Origin of the sequence: Kitasatospora sp. NPDC056138, from assembly GCF_042264695.1 — a bacterium.
GTDB lineage: Bacteria > Actinomycetota > Actinomycetes > Streptomycetales > Streptomycetaceae > Kitasatospora.
The window spans coordinates 64,121-79,958 of the sequence record NZ_JBHJVK010000025.1; the positions used below are offsets into that span (position 1 = coordinate 64,121).

The window sequence follows — 15,838 nt, forward strand, 5'->3', positions numbered from 1 at the left end:
CCCGTGACCGAGCAGCGCACCACCCCCAGCACGCCCCCGTCCGGAGCCCCCGAGCCGGAGCCCGTCCGCTGGTTCGGGACCAGCTGGGTCGACCGCGGCCCCGACTACCGGGTGCGCCGGGTACTCGTCCCGGTCGGTGCGCTGGTCTGCACCGTCGCCGGAGCGCTGGTCCTGCGCTTCGCCGTCGCGGGCGTCCGGCTGTCCGAGTCCGGCGGCTTCGTCTACGGGCTGCTGATCGCCGCCATCGGCGTCTGCTCCTGTCTCGCCGCCCTGCGCAACTGGAAGCTGCTCGCCGAGGGCCGGGACTCGCTGACCGGCTGGATGGCCGAGGACAGGTCGCTCGGTGCGGTCTGGCTGATCGGCGTGGTGGGCGCGCTGGTCGCGTACTTCGTCCGCAGCCTGGTCGAGGCCCCCGGCGAGGGCGTCAAGCGCGCGGAGTACGACCGGGCGCGGGCGCGGTACGAGCGCAGGCAGGCTGACCGGGGCGGTCGGCCGGGCGGCCAGGGCAGGAACGGCAGGCGCAAGCGCTGACGCCGCCGGGCGGTCCCGTCCGGCGTCCGCGGGGGAGCGCCCGGGAAGGCGCCCTACGGCGTCCAGCCGACCGGTCTGGCCACCGGGCTGGCCACCGGGGTGTTTGTGCCGGGCGTCGGCGCGGGTGAGGTCTGCGGCGCGAGCGGGGTCCGGGTCTGCTGGACCACCGGGGGCGGCGGTGCCGGCCTGCCGCCCGTCGCGAGCTGGAGGCTGAGCAGGACCAGGCCGATGACCAGCGCCACGATCAGCCAGGACTGCCAGCGCCGGTCGGCCGGGCCGCGCAGCCGGCCGACGCCGCCGGGCCGACGCCGTGCCGGAGTCTGCGGCCGGACGGGTTCCGGGGGCTCGTGCTGCCACCTGGCGGCGAGCATCCGGGCGCGTCCGGACTGCTCCTTCACGGTCGCGGACCGGACGAACTCCTCGTCCAGGACCAGGTTTTCGAACGGGTCGCCCGCAGGCTCGTCCCCGGGGCGCGGATGCGGGTCTTCGGCTGTCGGCACCCGGTCAGTATGTCGAGCCGGAACGGCAAACACGCGGGCGGGGCGGCCGGTTGTACGGGAACCGTGACCGCCCCGGGCCGCCGGCCGCGCTACGCGCCGCGCCTGGCGCGCTTCACCGAACCGACCACCCCGGCGACCACCAGCAGGATGCCCGCCGGCAGCAGCGAGCCGAACAGCGCGCCGAACAGTCCCCAACCGCCCAGCAGGGCGAGGGCCAGCGTGTTCAGCACCAGCAGGGCGCCGGCGGCGGGCAGCGCCGACCGCCACGGGTGCTCGTCGGCCCAGCGGGCCAGCCGCCGGTCCGCGGTGTCCCGGCGGAGCTTCCCGCCCACCGTGCCGACCAGGAAGAAGAAGAACAGGGCCAGCCCGACCGGTCCGGCCAGGATGTCCATGGACCAGTGACCGGTGACGGCGTCCACCCCGAGCGCCGCCCCGCCGACCACCACGCCGACGGCCGCAGCCGTCCGCCAGGGCCCGAGCGTCGCCGATGCTACGGCGAGCTGCCGGGTCTCACTCCGTGACAAATCTGCGTGTCCCATGGCTCCACGGTGCGCCGCGCGGGCCCCGGACGCCAGGGCGGCGGACCCTGAGTTTCCCCGTAAGGGGGCCGCCGGGGGCGGTGCCGTGCGGGCGGACGGGCGGCTTCGGACAGCGGCGGCCGAGGTCGCCCGACCGAGGGCTGGACGCGGCCGTGCCACGAGTGCCCGGAGTGCGAGGATGGCCGGACACCGTACCCAAGGAGCGGCCATGAGCAGCAGTGCACACGGGCAGAAGATCGCCTTCCTCGGCACCGGCAAGATCGGGGAGGCCCTGCTCTCCGGTCTGCTGCGGGCGGGCAAGGACCCGGCGGACGTCCTGGTCACCGCCCGCCGTCCGGAGCGGGCGGCCGAGCTCTCCGCCCGCTACGGGGTCACCACCGTCTCCAACGCCGAGGCGGCCAAGCTCGCGGACACCCTGATCCTGGCCGTGAAGCCGCAGGACATGGGCGCCCTGCTGGAGGAACTCGCCCCGCACATCGGTGCCGACCGGCTGGTGATCTCGGCTGCCGCCGGCATCCCGACCGCCTGGTTCGAGGCACGGCTGGCGGCGGGTACGCCGGTGGTCCGGGTGATGCCCAACACGCCGGTGCTGGTGGACGAGGGCATGAGCGTGATCTCGGGCGGCTCGCACGCCGAGGAGGTCCACCTGGCACGGGCGGAGGAGATCTTCCGCTCGGTCGGCAAGGCGCTGCGGCTGCCGGAGTCCCAGCAGGACGCGGCCACCGCGCTGTCCGGCTCGGGCCCGGCGTACTTCTACTTCCTGGTGGAGGCGATGACCGACGCGGGCATCCTGCTCGGGCTGCCCCGGCAGGTGGCGCACGACCTGATCGTGCAGTCGGCGATCGGCGCCTCGGTGATGCTGCGGGACTCCGGCGAGCACCCGGTCAAGCTGCGCGAAGCGGTCACCTCCCCGGCCGGGACGACCATCGCGGCCATCCGCGAGCTGGAGAACCACGGCGTCCGGGCCGCACTGCTCGGCGCGCTGGAGGCGGCCCGCGACCGCTCCCGCGAACTGGCGGGCGGCGGCAGGTGAGCGGGGCCAAGTAGCCTGGGGCCGGTGACCTACGACCTGGTGATCTTCGACAATGACGGTGTGCTCGTGGACAGCGAGCCGATCTCCAACCGGACGCTGGCCGAGTACCTGACCGAACTCGGCTACCCCACCGCCGTCGAGGACTCCTACCGGGACTTCATGGGCTGCGCCGCGCACACCGTGCACGACGTCATCGGCGAGCGGTACGGGGCGCGGCTGCCGGAGGGCTTCGACAGGCTCTTCCACGACCGGGTGTTCACCGCCTTCCGGAGCGAACTCACCGCCGTGCGCGGCGCCGAGCAGGTGCTCAAGGCCCTTCAGCAGGCCGGGATCCCGTACTGCGTGGCCTCCTCGGCGCACCACGAGTGGATCCGCACCGCGCTCGACCTCACCGGCCTGCGCGGGTACCACGCGGAGGAACGGATCTTCAGCGCCCAGGACGTCGGCGTCGGCAAGCCCGCCCCCGACCTCTTCCTGCACGCGGCCCGCACCCTCGGGGTGGACCCTTCGCGCTGCCTGGTGGTCGAGGACAGCCGCAACGGCGTCCTCGCCGCCCGCGCGGCCGGGATGGACGTGTACGGCTACGCGGCCCTCACCGACCCCGCCAGGCTCACCGCCGCCGGGGCGAACGGGCTGCTCACCGAACTCCCGGAGCTGCTCGACCTGGTGGGGCTCGGCACGGGCGGCTGAGGTCCTCCGCAAGAGAGTCCGGCCGGACCCCTCCCGCAACCGCCCCGAAGGACCTACGCTCGCGGCCAACATCTTTCGTACCGGCAGGTAGCGTCGGGGAGCGGGGGCGGCGATGCGGCAGACCGTGGACGGAAGACTGCGCCAGGCCCGGACCGCGCTGGCGGTCGGCTTCCTGCTGCAGGGCACCGCGTTCGCGCTGCTGGTGACCAGCATCCCCGAGATCCAGCACCGGTACGGGCTGAGCGACTCGCTGCTGCCGGTGTTCCTCGCGGCCGTGCCGGTCCTGGCCGGGGTGGGCTCGGTCGGCTCCGAGCAGCTGGTGAAGCGGAGCAGCGCGCGCGGGGTGCTGCGGATCGTCCAGCCCGCCGTCTGCCTCACCCTCGCCGCGGCCGGGTTCGGCGACCGGCTCTGGCAACTCGCCCTGGCACTAGGGCTGTTCGGGCTGCTGGTCGGCGCGCTCGACGCGAGCATGAACATGCTCGGGGTCGGTCTCCAGCACCGGTACGGGCGCAGCATCATGCTCGGCTTCCACGCCGCCTTCAGCCTGGGCGCCATCCTCGGCGGCGGGATCGCCTGGCTCGGCGCGCACGACGACCTGAGCCTGTTCGCGCTGTTCGGGACCACCGCGGCGGTACTCGTCCCGCTGGCACTGCTGGCCGGTACGCGCTTCCCCGGGCGGGCCGAACTCGGCGACGCGGTACGGGAGGCGGCCGAGGCGGCGGCCCGGTCCATCCCGTGGCGACCGCTGCTGCCGCTCTGCCTGGCGATGGCCGCCGCCTACATCGCGGACGCCTCGGTCTCCAACTACAGCGTCAAGTACCTCACCGACGGGCTGCACAGCGCCGACGACGTGGCCAAGCTGTCCTACCTCGGGTACATGGTCGCCATGCTGCTCGGCCGCACCCTCGGCGACCGGGGGGTGCAGCGGTGGGGGCCGGTGACCGTGGTGCGGACCGGTGCGGCGGTGGCCGCGCTCGGGTTCGCGATCGCCGCGGCGGCGCCGGGGCCCGCGGTCGGCATCGCCGGGTTCACCCTGCTGGGCCTGGGCATCTGCGCGATCATCCCGCAGGTCTTCGCGGCGGGCGGACGGCTCTTCCCGCAGGACTCCGACGCCGCCGTGGCCCGGCTCAACCTCTTCAACTACGTGGGCTTCCTGGTGGGTTCCCCCCTGGTCGGCGCCCTCGCCGACGCCGCCTCCTACCGGCTGGCCCTGCTCGCCCCGCTCGCCCTGATCCTCCTGATCGTCCCGCTCGGCAACCACTTCGCCCCGGACCGGCAGCACCGGGCGTCCTGACGCGCGAGGCCGGGCGTGCGGCCGGGGCGCGGCCGCCCCCGCAGGGCGGTGCGTCCTGACGCGCGAGGCCGGTCCGGGGCCGGGGGTCGCCGCCGGACCCGGCGCAGGCCCGTGCACTACCGTGGTGGCATGTCCGAAGCCGAGCGTGACACCCCCTGCGGCCTGCACCTCTACTGGGACGAGGCCGTCACCGCCTACGACTTCGGCCCCGGCCACCCGATGGACCCGACCCGGCTGGCGCTCACCATGCGACTGGTCGAGGCCCTCGGCCTGACCACCGCACCCGGCGTGACCGTACGGGCCGCGCCGCCCGCCGGCGACTCCACCCTGGGGCTGGTGCACACCGGCGAGTACGTGGAGGCGGTCAGACGCGTCGCCGCCGACCCGGGCAGCACCGACCGGCGGCACGGTCTGGGAACCGAGGACAACTGGGCGTTCGCCGCGCAGCACACCGCCTCGGCGCTGATCGCCGGTCAGTCGGTGGCCGCCGCCGAGGCGGTCTGGAGCGGCGAGGCCCGACACGCCGTCAACTTCGCGGGCGGGCTGCACCACGCGATGCCCGGCCGCGCCTCCGGATTCTGCGTGTACAACGACCCGGCGCTCGCCATCGCCCGCCTGCTGGAGCTGGGCGCGGAGCGGGTCGCCTACGTGGACGTGGACGTGCACCACGGGGACGGTGTGCAGCAGGCGTTCTGGGACGACCCCAGGGTGCTGACCGTGTCGATCCACGAGCACCCGGCCACGCTCTTCCCGGAGACCGGCTGGTCCACCGAGACCGGCGGCCCGAACGCACCGGGCTCGGCCGCCAACCTGCCCCTGCACGCGGGCACCGGCGACAGCGGCTGGCTGCGCGCCTTCCACGCCTTGGTGCCCGAACTGCTCGCCGCCTTCCGGCCGCAGGTCCTGGTCAGCCAGCACGGCGCCGACACCCACGTCGAGGACCCGCTCGCGCACCTGGCGGTCACCGTCGACGCCCAGCGGATCATCGCCGAGTCGATGCACGAGCTCGCCCACCGGTACGCCGACGGCCGCTGGGTCGCCACCGGCGGGGGCGGCTACGCGGTGGTGGACGTGGTCCCGCGCGCCTGGACCCACCTGGTCGCCACCGCCGCGGGGCAGCCGGTCGACCCGGCCACCGAGACCCCGGAGGGCTGGCGGGCCGAGGTCCTCCGCCGCACCGGGCGGCAGGCCCCGCTGCGGATGACCGACGGTGCCGAGCCGCACTGGCGGGACTTCCACGACCACGGCTACGACCCCGGCGACCGACTCGACCAGGCGATCCTGGCCGCCCGCCGCGCGGTCTACCCGCACCACGGCCTCCTGCCGTGACGAACCGGGAGCCGACGGGCACCGGGCCGGCCGCGGCCGGGACACCATCGACCCCGCACGCACCCTGGACGCCCTGGACCGGCCCGCCGCCCTGCTGCGCCGCACCGCCGGCCGCCGGGGGCGGGTGCTCGCGGTAACCGGGCACCCGACCGGGCTGCCCGCCTTCCAAGGGGGCGCTCGGACGGGCACCGGAGGCATCGGGGTGCGCCGCGCTCACACCGGCGCGTGGCGCGCTTCCGTGAGCCCACCCCGGACGGGCAGCGCACCTGCACCCTCGACCACCTCGGCCCGGTGGCGGTGGTCCGATCCCTTGACGCCGCACCGGGCCGAAACGGAAGAATCCCCCGCGGAACCACCGGCGGCCTGCTGCACACCCACTCCCCGCAGCCCGTACGGCTGGCCCTGAGCGCCCTCGCCGCCGAGGGACAGGCGCCGCCCGGCCTGGTGCTGGGCGACCCCGGCCGGCGCTGCGGGGCCAGCCGGCCGGGGGTGCCGGCGGCCGGGCTCGCGGACTCCGACGACCCCGCGCCGTTCGTCGGCGAGGCCGAGGGCACGGTCGCGGCCGCGGTGCCGGTGGACGGCGGTGCGCACCCGGACTGCTACAGGGCGCCGAGTGACTACGTACTGCAACGGGCGGATCTCGCACCGTACAGAGACTGGGCTTCCCCCTCTTCCCACTGGTACCACCCATAACTACTCTGGGGATACACGTGTGCCGGTGGAGTCACCGGAGGGGAAGCCGGTGCCTTGCACACGGGTAAGGGTCGGGTGAGGTCATGAGTGCTGGCGAACGCCCCCTGCAGGAGGTCGTCTTCCTGACCGTGGCGGAGGTTGCCTCGGTGATGCGGGTGTCGAAGATGACGGTCTACCGCCTGGTGCACAGCGGAGAGCTTCCGGCCATCCGGGTCGGCCGCTCCTTCCGGGTGCCCGAACAGGCGGTCCACGAGTACCTGAAGGAGTCCTACGTGCGGCTCGAGAGCGCGTAGGCACGAGTCGACCGGGCAGGGTCGTTCGCCGCCGATTAACCGTTTGTCCCGGCCGCGATTACAGTGCTGGTCATCCGGACGGTAGGCTAGGCCCTCCGTCAGTCGTATGGACTCCGTCTCTCACGGGCGAGAGTCTGAGTGAGCGAGGGTAGTTCCGTGGGCTCTGTCATCAAGAAGCGTCGCAAGCGTATGGCCAAGAAGAAGCACCGCAAGCTTCTGAAGCGCACTCGCGTTCAGCGTCGCAACAAGAAGTAACACCTCCGGGACGCCCCGCGCACCAGGTGGATCCACCGCCCGCCCAGACGAATTTCCGTCCGGGCGGGCGGTGGCGTTTTCGGTGCGGAAACACCCGCGCGGTACGGTGCACTCAGGGGTTCGAGCCCCGGACACGGCGGCGAGGAGGACACGAGGCAGTGGGTAGGGTCGTGCTCGTCACCGGCGTGGCACGCCATCTCGGTGCCCGCTTCGCGGCGGAGGTCAGCCGCGCCCCCGATGTCGACCTGGTGGTCGGTGTGGACGTCCGCCCGCCGTACCGCGAACTGCCGGCCGGCTGCCGGTTCGTCCAGGTCGACCTGCGCCGTCCCTCCATCGCCCGCGTGATGGCCGAGTACGGCGTCGACACCGTGGTCCACCTCACCGTCAGCGCCACCGGCCCCGGCGGCCGGACGGCGGTGAAGGAGACCAACGTCATCGGCACCATGCAGCTGCTCGGCGCCTGCCAGAAGGCCCCGGGCCTGCGCCGCCTGGTGGTGAAGTCCACCACCGGGGTCTACGGTTCCGCGCCCCGCGACCCGGCGGTCTTCGGCGAGCGGATGCAGCCCAAGGACCTGCCGCGCGGCGGCTTCGCCAAGGACGCCGCCGAGGTCGAGGGGTACGTACGCGGCTTCGCCCGCCGCCGCCCCGACGTCGCGGTCACCGTGCTGCGCTTCGCCAACATCGTCGGCCCGGCCGGGGACACCCCGCTCGCCGAGTACTTCGCGCTGCCCGTCCTGCCGACCGTGCTCGGGTACGACCCCCGCCTGCAGTTCATCCACGAGGACGACGCCGTCGAGGTCCTGCGGCTGGCGGCCGGCGAGGCCGGGCCCGGCAGCACCAACACCGGCACCTTCAACGTGGCCGGCGACGGTGTCCTGCTGCTCTCCCAGTGCGCCCGGCGCCTGGGCAGACCGACCGTGCCGCTGCTGCTGCCCGCACTCGGCCTGGTCGCGAGCGTGGTCCGGCAGACCAGGCTCGCCGACATCTCGCCCGAGCAGATCCGGCTGCTCACCCACGGCCGGGTGGTGGACACCACGCAGCTGCGCGAAACCTTCGGGTACGTACCGAAGTTCACCACACCGGAAGCCTTCGCCGACTTCGCCGCCGCGCAGTCCGCCGGACTCCTGCCGCCCGAACGCCTCACCGCCGTCACCGACCGGCTGACCGCGCTGCTCGGCACCGACCACACCGACGCCCCGAGGAGCTGAGGCCGCGATGACTGCCGCGAGAGAGTACGCCAGGGGCGAGGCCAAGGTCATCCCGATCGAGTCCGCGCCCAGCTGGCACGGCGGCCGGACCGGGGACGCGGCGGAGCGGTTCGCCGACCGCGTCGCCGAGGCCGTCGGCGGCGCGCTGGCCGGAAAGCTCGGCCCGGCCGCCACCCGCGCCTTCGGCAAGGGCTGGGAGGACCGCGCCGCCAACGGCCTCGCCTTCCTGCGCCGCCGGATCACCGGCGACTACGAGGTGGACGAGTTCGGCTTCGACCGCGAACTCACCGAAGAGGTCTTCCTGTCGGCGCTGCGCCCGCTCGCGGAGAAGTACTTCCGGGTCGAGGTGCGGGGGATCGAGAACATCCCGAGCGAGGGCGGCGCGCTGATCGTCGCCAACCACTCCGGCACCGTCCCGCTGGACGCCCTGATGACCCAGGTCGCCATTCACGACCACCACCCCAGGCAGCGGCACCTGCGGATGCTCGCCGCCGACCTGGTCTTCGTCCTGCCGGTGGCGGGCGAACTCGCCAGGAAGGCCGGGCACACCCTGGCCTGCAACGAGGACGCCCAGGCGCTGCTGGAACGCGGCGAGGTGGTGGGGGTGTGGCCCGAGGGCTTCAAGGGGATCGGCAAGCCGTTCTCGGAGCGGTACAAGCTGCAGCGCTTCGGGCGCGGCGGATTCGTCGCCTCGGCGCTGCGGGCGCAGGTGCCGATCGTGCCCTGCTCGATCGTCGGGGCGGAGGAGACCTATCCGATGATCGGCAACGCCAAGACGCTGGCCCGGCTGCTCGGCCTGCCGTACGTGCCGATCACGCCGACGTTCCCGTGGCTCGGGCCGCTCGGGGCGGTCCCGCTGCCCACCAAGTGGACCATCCAGTTCGGCGAACCGATCCCGACCGACGGCCACCCGCCGGAGGCGGCGGACGACCCGATGCTCGTCTTCAACCTGACCGACCAGGTGCGCGAGACCATCCAGCACACCCTGTACAAGCTGCTCGTGCAGCGCCGCTCGGTCTTCTTCTGAGCGGGCCCTGCTGGGCGGATCGCCCCTCCGGGCTCTCCCTGCGTCCCGGAGGGCACCCGGAGCGCAGGCCGCCGGCCCCGGAAAACCGCAGGTGGCCGCGAGTACGCCGACTCACGGCCACCACGTGCGGGTCGGGACCTCAGCCCAGGGTCAGGCCCGGGAGGAGACCGGGGATGAGCGGTGGGATGTCGATGCCCTGGCCGTCGGAGGCGCCGCTCGGCGACTGCGACGGTGCGGGCGTGCCGACCGGCTTGCCGGGGGCGGGGGCACTGGGGGTGGCACCGTGGCCGGTGAGGCCGCTGGTCAGCTGGTCCACCAGGCCGCCGACCGGGCCGGGAGCCTTGCCCGGCGCCGAAGCACCGCCGCCGGTGGTGGCGTTGGAGCTGCCGGACGCGCCCGGCCCCTTCGCCGAACCGTGCGGGGCGCCGCCCTGGGCCGGATCCGCCGCCGAACCGCCCGGGGACTGCTGCCCCGTGCCGTCGGCCGTGCCACCGGGAACCGGGGATCCCTTGAGCGGCGGCTGATCCAGGTGGAGCGGGGCGACGTCCTCGCTCATCTGGTCGAAGAGCGAGTCCACCCTGCTCGCCTGCCTGGTGAGTTGCTGCGGCAGCCGGCTCTGCAGGGCGGCCCAGCGCTCGTCCTCGCCGTCCGCGAAGGTGGCCAGCGTGCGCATCGGGGCCAGCGAGCCGTTGCTGCGGTACACCGAGCGCAGCAGCTCCCGGCCGCGGATGGCCTCGGCGTGCATGTCGTCCAGCGCCCGGCGGAGCTGGTCGACCGTGCCCGAGCTGAGTCCGGACGACGTACTCGACCGGCCGAGCAGGCCCTGAGCCTCCTCCAGCCTGGTCGAGGCCTGGTCGAGCAGCAGCGAACCGCGCTCGGCGTCCGAACCGGCCCAGTCCAGCCGGATGCCCTCCAGACCGCGCTTCATCCCGTAGAGCGCGTCTCCCGGAAGCGCGTTGGAGCTGGCGGCGGCGGCGCCGGCGAAGCTGCCGACCGCAACTCCGGCGACCAGGCCGCCGATCGCCAGCCGTCGGCCCCAGCGGCTGCCCCGGATGGCCCTGACCGCCCGGTGCCGCCGCTGCTGCGGCACCCGGACCGCCGGACCGCCGTCGTGCGCCGTGCCACCGGCCCACTCCCGCTCGAACGCGGCCATCAGCTGGGCGCGTTGGAGCGATCTGGCCTCGCTGCTCAGCTCCGGTGCGGGCAGCGAACCGAGCGCCTGAGCCATACCGAGCAGCTCCGCCATCGCGGTGGAACCGCGCTCGGGGCCGCTGTCCGGCGAGCCGCTGCCCAGTGGGCCGTCGCCGGCTGGGCTGTTGCCTGCTCTGGTCTCTGCTCGGTGGGCCTCCAGCGCCTCGGCGAAGGCCCTCGCCCGCCGGTGCTCCAGCATGTTTGCCGTCACGGGCCACACCTCCCTTCGTCGTTGTCGACACCCCGGCCTGCCGGACGGTTGCCACGGCGAGCCAAAAACACTCCATCGGGTGACGAGGCCTGAACTTGCTTGACCGTGGGCCCGGTGGGGGTTTGCACGCTGGCCAACGAGCAGTGCCGGGAGTCGGTTACGCACGACTGATCATGTGACCGCCCATTCACCCGGACGTGTCCGAAGTGCTGCACGCATGGTGACGGCGTGTCGGACGCGCCGACCGGGACGGCCGGGTTCACCGCACGTCGCTCATCGTGCGTCGGGGGGCAGCAGTCTGGCGAGGGTGCGCACCGCGCGGTACTGGAGGGTCTTGATGGCGCCCTCGTTCTTGCCCATGATGCGGGCCGTCTCGGCGACCGAGAGCCCCTGCAGGAAGCGGAGCGTGACGCACTCCTGCTGCTGCGGGTTGAGCCGCCGGACGGCGTCCAGGAGCGCGGCGTTGGAGAGCGACTCCAGCACCGAGTCCTCGGGGCTGCGCTCGCACTCGTTGGAGTCGAGCATCTCGCCGGTGGTGACCTCCAGCCGGAACCGGCTGGACTTGAAGTGGTCGGCCACCAGGTTGCGGGCGATGGTCACCAGCCAGGCGCCGAAGTCCCGCCCCTGCCAGGTGAAGGTGCCGATCCGGCGCAGCGCGCGCAGGAAGGTCTCGCTGGTGAGGTCCTCGGCGGTGGCCCGGCTGCCGACCCGGTAGTAGATGTACCGGTAGACGGTGTCCGCGTAGTGGTCGTACAGCCGCCCGAACGCCTCGCTCTCGCCGTTCTGGGCCCGCTCGACCAGCTCCATGATCGGGTTGTGCTCGGTCTCGACGCCGGGGCTGGGTGCGGTCCTGGTGCGGCTGCGGCTGGTGCCGCCGACGGTGCTGCGGCTGCGGGTACCGGGGCCGCTGGTCGCGGTGGAGCGCAGCAGCGTGCCCGGCCGCTGGGCGGCGGGCCCGGCGAAGGCCGGTCCGGCGGCGGCCAAGGCGGGCCCGGCGAGGGCGGGTTGGGGCAGGTGGAGCTCGAACTCGCGGATCGCGTCCCAGAGTCGGTCGAGCCGCCTGCTGTGCCAGCTGTGTGTACCGGGGCCGGGGCGCAGGGTGGCGGACGACGGGCGGGAGGTGGCAGGCGCGTCGTTCCGGACGGGTGGGTACACGGGACTCCCAGAGGCAGAACTGTGGACGGATCACCTCCGCCTGCGCGGAGCGCACATCTCCCAGGGCACCCGTCACGGGGACGCATGGGTGGCGTGCATCCAGGAGAGAATAACGCTTTGTGCAATGACAGCTACACCCTGTGGTCGAAGTGGTCGTTTGAGATCCGCTTCTCGCGCATATTCAGCTGGAACTGACCGAACGCGCCGTCAGCCGCCCGGCTCAATGTGATCGACCGTGCGCGCTACGTGACCAATTTGCAAGCGGGGAACGGGGTTTCCCTGCCTCGGGCCTCGGCAACCCCAGACTTTCCCAAGTCGTCGAACGATCGGATTCGGTCACGGCCGAACCGACTTGAAGGCTGCGCTCGGTGACGGCGGTTAGCCCGTAAGCGTGACCGGTTCGACGGGCCGACTCGCAGGATGACGCCTGCGGGTGACGTCCCGGCGGTGGTGCCGGGCCGTCCGGGGTGACGCAACGTCAGCACGGCGCACGGCCGGTGGCGTCACCGTGCGGGCGCCGCGGGCCGGCCCGCGCCCCGGCCCGCGTCGGCCCTCGTCGGCAGGGGACCGGGAGCGGTCTTCGGGAGGCTCAGGCGTGGTGCCTGCGGCGGATCGCGACGGCGGCGGCCGCCGCGCCCGCCAGCACGCCGAGTGCGGCCGCCGCCGGGATGCCGGTCCTGGCGGCCTTGCGTCCGGTCCTGAAGTCCCGGACCCGCCAGCCCATCGCGCGGGCGTGCCGCAGCAGCGCGGCGTCCGGGTTCACCACGTAGGGGTGGCCGACCAGGGTCAGCATCGGGATGTCGTTGGCCGAGTCGCTGAACGCCGCGCAGCGGGCCAGGTCGAGTCCTTCGCGGCGGGCCAGCGCGCCGACCGCCGCGGCCTTGGCCGGGCCGTGCAGCAGTCCGCCGACCAGCCTGCCGGTGTAGACGCCGTCCACGGTCTCGGCGACGGTGCCCAGTGCGCCGGTCATCCCGAGGCGGCGGGCGATGATCCGGGCCACCTCCTGCGGGGCCGCGGTGACCAGCCAGACCTGCTGGCCCGCGTCCTGGTGCATCTGGACGAGGGCCCGGGTGCCCGGCCAGATCTTCTCCGCGATGACCGGCTCGAAGATCTCCTCGCAGATCTGCTCCAGGTCGGCCGTGTGCATCCCCGCGACCAGGGCGAGGGCGGTGTCCTGGGCGTCCGAGATGTGGGTGGGGTCCTCGGCGCCGTGCAGCCGGAACCAGGCCTGCTGCCAGGCGAACCGGGCCACGTCGCGGCGGGTGAAGAACCTGCGCCGGTACAGGCCGAGGCCCAGGTAGAAGATCGCGGCGCCGCGCAGGATGGTGTTGTCGCAGTCGAAGAACGCGGCGGCCTGCGGATCGCCGGGGGTCGGGGTGTGGTCCTCGACGGGGGCCTTCGGGGGCTTGGGCCGCTTCGGCTCCTGGGTCGCCCGGTCCGCCCCGGCGTCGTCCGGTCCGGCCGGCCGGTTGAGGGCGGCGCTCGCCGCGTCGGCGGCGGCCTCGCCCGCCAGGGCGGTCCGCTCGGTGGAGGTACGCCCTGCCTGGTGGAGCCTTCGAAGCGCGGCCATGCACCGAGCATAGTCAGCCGGGCCGCGTCTCCCCGTGACGACGGTGTGCAGGACGGGTAAACGCCGCACGTCCGCCCCGTCGCCCCCGCTGGTGCGGCGCGGTAGCACAATGGGCCGGGTGAGCCCACTGCTGCGACGCGCCCCGAAGAACCCGGCCGACCGTACCGTCACCCTGATCGGCAAGCCCGGCTGCCACCTGTGCGACGACGCCCGCGAGACGATCCTGCGGGTGACCGCGGAGACGGGGGCGTCCTTCGAGGAGAAGGACATCACCCAGGACCCGGAGCTCTACCGCAGCTACGCGGAACAGATCCCGGTCACCCTCGTCGACGGCCGCCAGCACGACTTCTGGCGGGTGGACGAGCGCAGGCTGCGCACCGCGCTCTCGGCCTGAGCGCCGTCCCCCCTGCGGGCGCCGCCCGGGGGTCGGCGGTCCGCGATCTTCACTCGACCCACCCGTTCGGTCGGCTTACGATCGAGTGGTTTTGTCCGTCGGGGGCTGGAGACGGAGGAGAGCGCGCGTGCTTCTCAGCCGGAACGCCCCCGCCCGGTGCGGCTACGCGGTGGTCGACGTCGAGGCCACCGGCCGCAGCCCGTGGCGCCACCGGGTGGTGGAGGTCGCGGTGGTGCTGCTGGACCGGCAGCTGCGGGTCGAGGGCGAGTTCGCCACGCTGATCGACCCGGTGGGCCCGGTCGGCCCGACCCATGTGCACCGCATCACCCAGGACGACGTGGTCGGCGCCCCCAGGTTCCGCGAGGTCGCCCCGCGCCTGCTGGAACTGCTGGCCGGACGGGTGCTGGTGGGCCACCACGTCACCTGCGACCACGCCTTCCTGGCACGGGAGTTCGCCCGGATCGGCGTCCCGCTGCCGCCCGTCCCGCTGCTCTGCACGATGCGCCTGGCCCGCGGCCACATCCCGGGCGCGCCCGGCTACGGCCTGGCGGCCTGCGTGGCGGCCGCGGGCCTGGGCTGGTACCCGGCGCACTCGGCGCTGGGTGACGCCCGCGCCACCGCCGACCTGCTGCGGCACTGCATACGGACGCCCTCGTGCGCGCGGACCGAGTGGGCGGCCCCGCTGCGGGAGGCGGCCACGGTGCCGTGGCCGAGGCTGAAGCGGGCGCTGTCGCAGCGCCGGTCCGAGCGGCCGGCGCTGGTGCTCAGACAGGCCCCGTTCGGCCCGTGGCCGCAGGGCGTGGAGCCCCCGGGGCTGGTCCGCACGGCGCTGGGCGGCGAGTGATGCCGGGCACGGAACCCGACGTGATGCGCATCACTGTGCGGGGACAAATCGGACACCATCTTTGTGCACACGTTCACAAACGCATAGCCTGGCTGTCAAAGCCCAGCTTCACCCACAGGAGCACCGTGGCAATCGGCCGATCCACCCAGAGCAGTTCGCAGACGCCCGACCAGGGCGCCGCGCGCCGACCCTCGCGTGCCCGGGGCATTCCGGAGGCGACGGTCGCCCGACTCCCGCTGTACCTGCGGGCACTCACCGCGCTCTCCGAGCGTTCGGTGCCGACGGTCTCCTCCGAGGAGCTCGCCGCCGCGGCCGGGGTGAACTCGGCCAAGCTGCGCAAGGACTTCTCCTACCTCGGCTCGTACGGTACCCGTGGGGTCGGCTACGACGTCGAGTACCTCGTCTACCAGATCTCCCGTGAGCTGGGCCTCACCCAGGACTGGCCGGTCGTCATCGTCGGCATCGGAAACCTGGGGCACGCCCTGGCCAACTACGGTGGCTTCGCCTCCCGTGGCTTCCGGGTGGCGGCCCTGCTGGACGCCGACCCGACCGTGGTGGGAAGCAGCGCCGCCGGCCTGCCGGTGCGGCACATGGACGAGCTGGAAGCCATCGTGGAGAGCCAGCAGGTCTCCATCGGTGTGATCACCACCCCGCCGGGCGCCGCGCAGCAGGTCTGCGACCGGCTGGTCGAGGCGGGCGTCACCAGCATCCTGAACTTCGCACCGACCGTGCTGACCGTCCCGGACGGCGTGGACGTGCGCAAGGTGGACCTCTCCATAGAGCTGCAGATCCTGGCCTTCCACGAGCAGCGCAAGGCCGGCGAGGAGCCCACCCCGGGCGACTCCGTGCTGGACCGCGCACCCGGCCCGGTGCGCGCCGCCGCCGCCAAGCTCCGCCGCGCCGCAGGCGGCTCCGCCAAGGCGGAGCGCACCGAGCGCGGCGACAAGGCGGAGGCCGCCAAGGGCGGCAAGACCGCACCCAAGGGCACCGACGGCGACCTCTCCGCGGTGATGCCGGCGTGAGCGGTATCGACACCTGCGTCAGCAGCACCAGCAGCTGTGGCACCCGGATGCACAAGGGG

18 protein-coding genes and 1 pseudogene are annotated in these 15,838 nt (G+C 73.6%); 14 read left to right on the plus strand and 5 right to left on the minus strand.

What is annotated here, in order from left to right; genetic code table 11:
* The first annotated feature begins 3 nt into the window (after positions 1–3).
* Positions 4–531 carry a hypothetical protein gene (locus tag ACFC1R_RS17730; protein WP_375939483.1) on the plus strand — a complete coding sequence of 176 codons (528 nt, stop codon included), beginning with the start codon at positions 4–6 and terminating at the stop codon, positions 529–531.
* Positions 532–584: 53 nt separating this feature from the next.
* On the opposite strand, the gene ACFC1R_RS17735 is transcribed toward ACFC1R_RS17730, so the two are convergent.
* Together ACFC1R_RS17735 and ACFC1R_RS17740 are read right to left on the minus strand one after the other, a co-directional pair.
* The gene (locus ACFC1R_RS17735) at positions 585–1,031 is read right to left on the minus strand and encodes a hypothetical protein (protein ID WP_375939485.1); all 447 of its coding nucleotides are present in this window, start codon (positions 1,029–1,031) and stop codon (positions 585–587) included.
* 89 nt (positions 1,032–1,120) lie between these two features.
* Positions 1,121–1,570 (minus strand): hypothetical protein, encoded by a 450-nt coding sequence (locus ACFC1R_RS17740; RefSeq protein WP_375939487.1) that lies wholly within the window; start codon positions 1,568–1,570, stop codon positions 1,121–1,123.
* A gap of 208 nt (positions 1,571–1,778) precedes the next feature.
* Here ACFC1R_RS17740 and proC point away from each other — a divergent pair, with 208 nt between their 5' ends.
* The 10 genes and pseudogenes from proC (at position 1,779) to ACFC1R_RS17790 (ending at position 9,392) form a co-directional block, all read left to right on the plus strand.
* On the plus strand, positions 1,779–2,603 hold the full coding sequence (gene proC / locus ACFC1R_RS17745) for a pyrroline-5-carboxylate reductase (RefSeq protein WP_375939489.1): 825 nt from the start codon (positions 1,779–1,781) through the stop codon (positions 2,601–2,603).
* Between the two features lie 24 nt (positions 2,604–2,627).
* The gene (locus tag ACFC1R_RS17750) at positions 2,628–3,293 is read left to right on the plus strand and encodes an HAD family hydrolase (RefSeq protein ID WP_375939491.1); all 666 of its coding nucleotides are present in this window, start codon (positions 2,628–2,630) and stop codon (positions 3,291–3,293) included.
* A 112-nt stretch (positions 3,294–3,405) separates the two neighbouring features.
* Positions 3,406–4,587 (plus strand): MFS transporter, encoded by a 1,182-nt coding sequence (locus ACFC1R_RS17755; protein ID WP_375939493.1) that lies wholly within the window; start codon positions 3,406–3,408, stop codon positions 4,585–4,587.
* A 129-nt stretch (positions 4,588–4,716) separates the two neighbouring features.
* Entirely contained in the window at positions 4,717–5,916 is a 1,200-nt protein-coding gene (locus ACFC1R_RS17760; RefSeq protein ID WP_375939495.1) for an acetoin utilization protein AcuC, read from the plus strand.
* Positions 5,798–6,070, plus strand: a pseudogene (locus ACFC1R_RS17765) (phosphatase); the annotation flags it as partial. The gene ACFC1R_RS17760 and the pseudogene ACFC1R_RS17765, both read left to right, overlap by 119 nt.
* 71 nt (positions 6,071–6,141) lie before the next feature.
* Entirely contained in the window at positions 6,142–6,609 is a 468-nt protein-coding gene (locus ACFC1R_RS17770; protein ID WP_375939497.1) for a phosphatase, read from the plus strand.
* A gap of 83 nt (positions 6,610–6,692) precedes the next feature.
* Positions 6,693–6,902, plus strand: coding sequence for a helix-turn-helix domain-containing protein (locus tag ACFC1R_RS17775; RefSeq protein ID WP_045305114.1), 210 nt, complete (start codon positions 6,693–6,695; stop codon positions 6,900–6,902).
* 156 nt (positions 6,903–7,058) lie between these two features.
* Positions 7,059–7,157, plus strand: coding sequence for a 30S ribosomal protein bS22 (locus ACFC1R_RS17780; RefSeq protein ID WP_003948845.1), 99 nt, complete (start codon positions 7,059–7,061; stop codon positions 7,155–7,157).
* Positions 7,158–7,315: 158 nt separating this feature from the next.
* Entirely contained in the window at positions 7,316–8,365 is a 1,050-nt protein-coding gene (locus ACFC1R_RS17785; protein ID WP_375939500.1) for an NAD-dependent epimerase/dehydratase family protein, read from the plus strand.
* Positions 8,366–8,372: 7 nt separating this feature from the next.
* Positions 8,373–9,392 (plus strand): lysophospholipid acyltransferase family protein, encoded by a 1,020-nt coding sequence (locus tag ACFC1R_RS17790; protein WP_375939502.1) that lies wholly within the window; start codon positions 8,373–8,375, stop codon positions 9,390–9,392.
* Positions 9,393–9,531: 139 nt separating this feature from the next.
* On the opposite strand, the gene ACFC1R_RS17795 is transcribed toward ACFC1R_RS17790, so the two are convergent.
* The 3 genes from ACFC1R_RS17795 to ACFC1R_RS17805 all read right to left on the minus strand — a co-directional run bounded on the left by ACFC1R_RS17795 (position 9,532) and on the right by ACFC1R_RS17805 (position 13,519).
* Positions 9,532–10,794 (minus strand): DUF5667 domain-containing protein, encoded by a 1,263-nt coding sequence (locus tag ACFC1R_RS17795; RefSeq protein WP_375939504.1) that lies wholly within the window; start codon positions 10,792–10,794, stop codon positions 9,532–9,534.
* A gap of 273 nt (positions 10,795–11,067) precedes the next feature.
* Entirely contained in the window at positions 11,068–11,829 is a 762-nt protein-coding gene (locus ACFC1R_RS17800) for an ECF subfamily RNA polymerase sigma factor, BldN family (protein WP_375939568.1), read from the minus strand.
* Positions 11,830–12,538: 709 nt separating this feature from the next.
* Positions 12,539–13,519: an HAD family hydrolase gene (locus ACFC1R_RS17805; protein WP_375939506.1), complete on the minus strand. Its 981-nt coding sequence runs from the start codon at positions 13,517–13,519 to the stop codon at positions 12,539–12,541.
* 109 nt (positions 13,520–13,628) lie between these two features.
* Between ACFC1R_RS17805 and ACFC1R_RS17810 the strand changes: the two genes are divergently transcribed.
* The 3 genes from ACFC1R_RS17810 to ACFC1R_RS17820 all read left to right on the plus strand — a co-directional run bounded on the left by ACFC1R_RS17810 (position 13,629) and on the right by ACFC1R_RS17820 (position 15,779).
* Positions 13,629–13,913 carry a glutaredoxin family protein gene (locus ACFC1R_RS17810; protein ID WP_375939508.1) on the plus strand — a complete coding sequence of 95 codons (285 nt, stop codon included), beginning with the start codon at positions 13,629–13,631 and terminating at the stop codon, positions 13,911–13,913.
* A 127-nt stretch (positions 13,914–14,040) separates the two neighbouring features.
* Positions 14,041–14,757 carry an exonuclease domain-containing protein gene (locus tag ACFC1R_RS17815; protein WP_375939510.1) on the plus strand — a complete coding sequence of 239 codons (717 nt, stop codon included), beginning with the start codon at positions 14,041–14,043 and terminating at the stop codon, positions 14,755–14,757.
* 125 nt (positions 14,758–14,882) lie between these two features.
* On the plus strand, positions 14,883–15,779 hold the full coding sequence (locus ACFC1R_RS17820; RefSeq protein ID WP_375939512.1) for a redox-sensing transcriptional repressor Rex: 897 nt from the start codon (positions 14,883–14,885) through the stop codon (positions 15,777–15,779).
* The last annotated feature ends 59 nt before the right edge of the window (positions 15,780–15,838 follow it).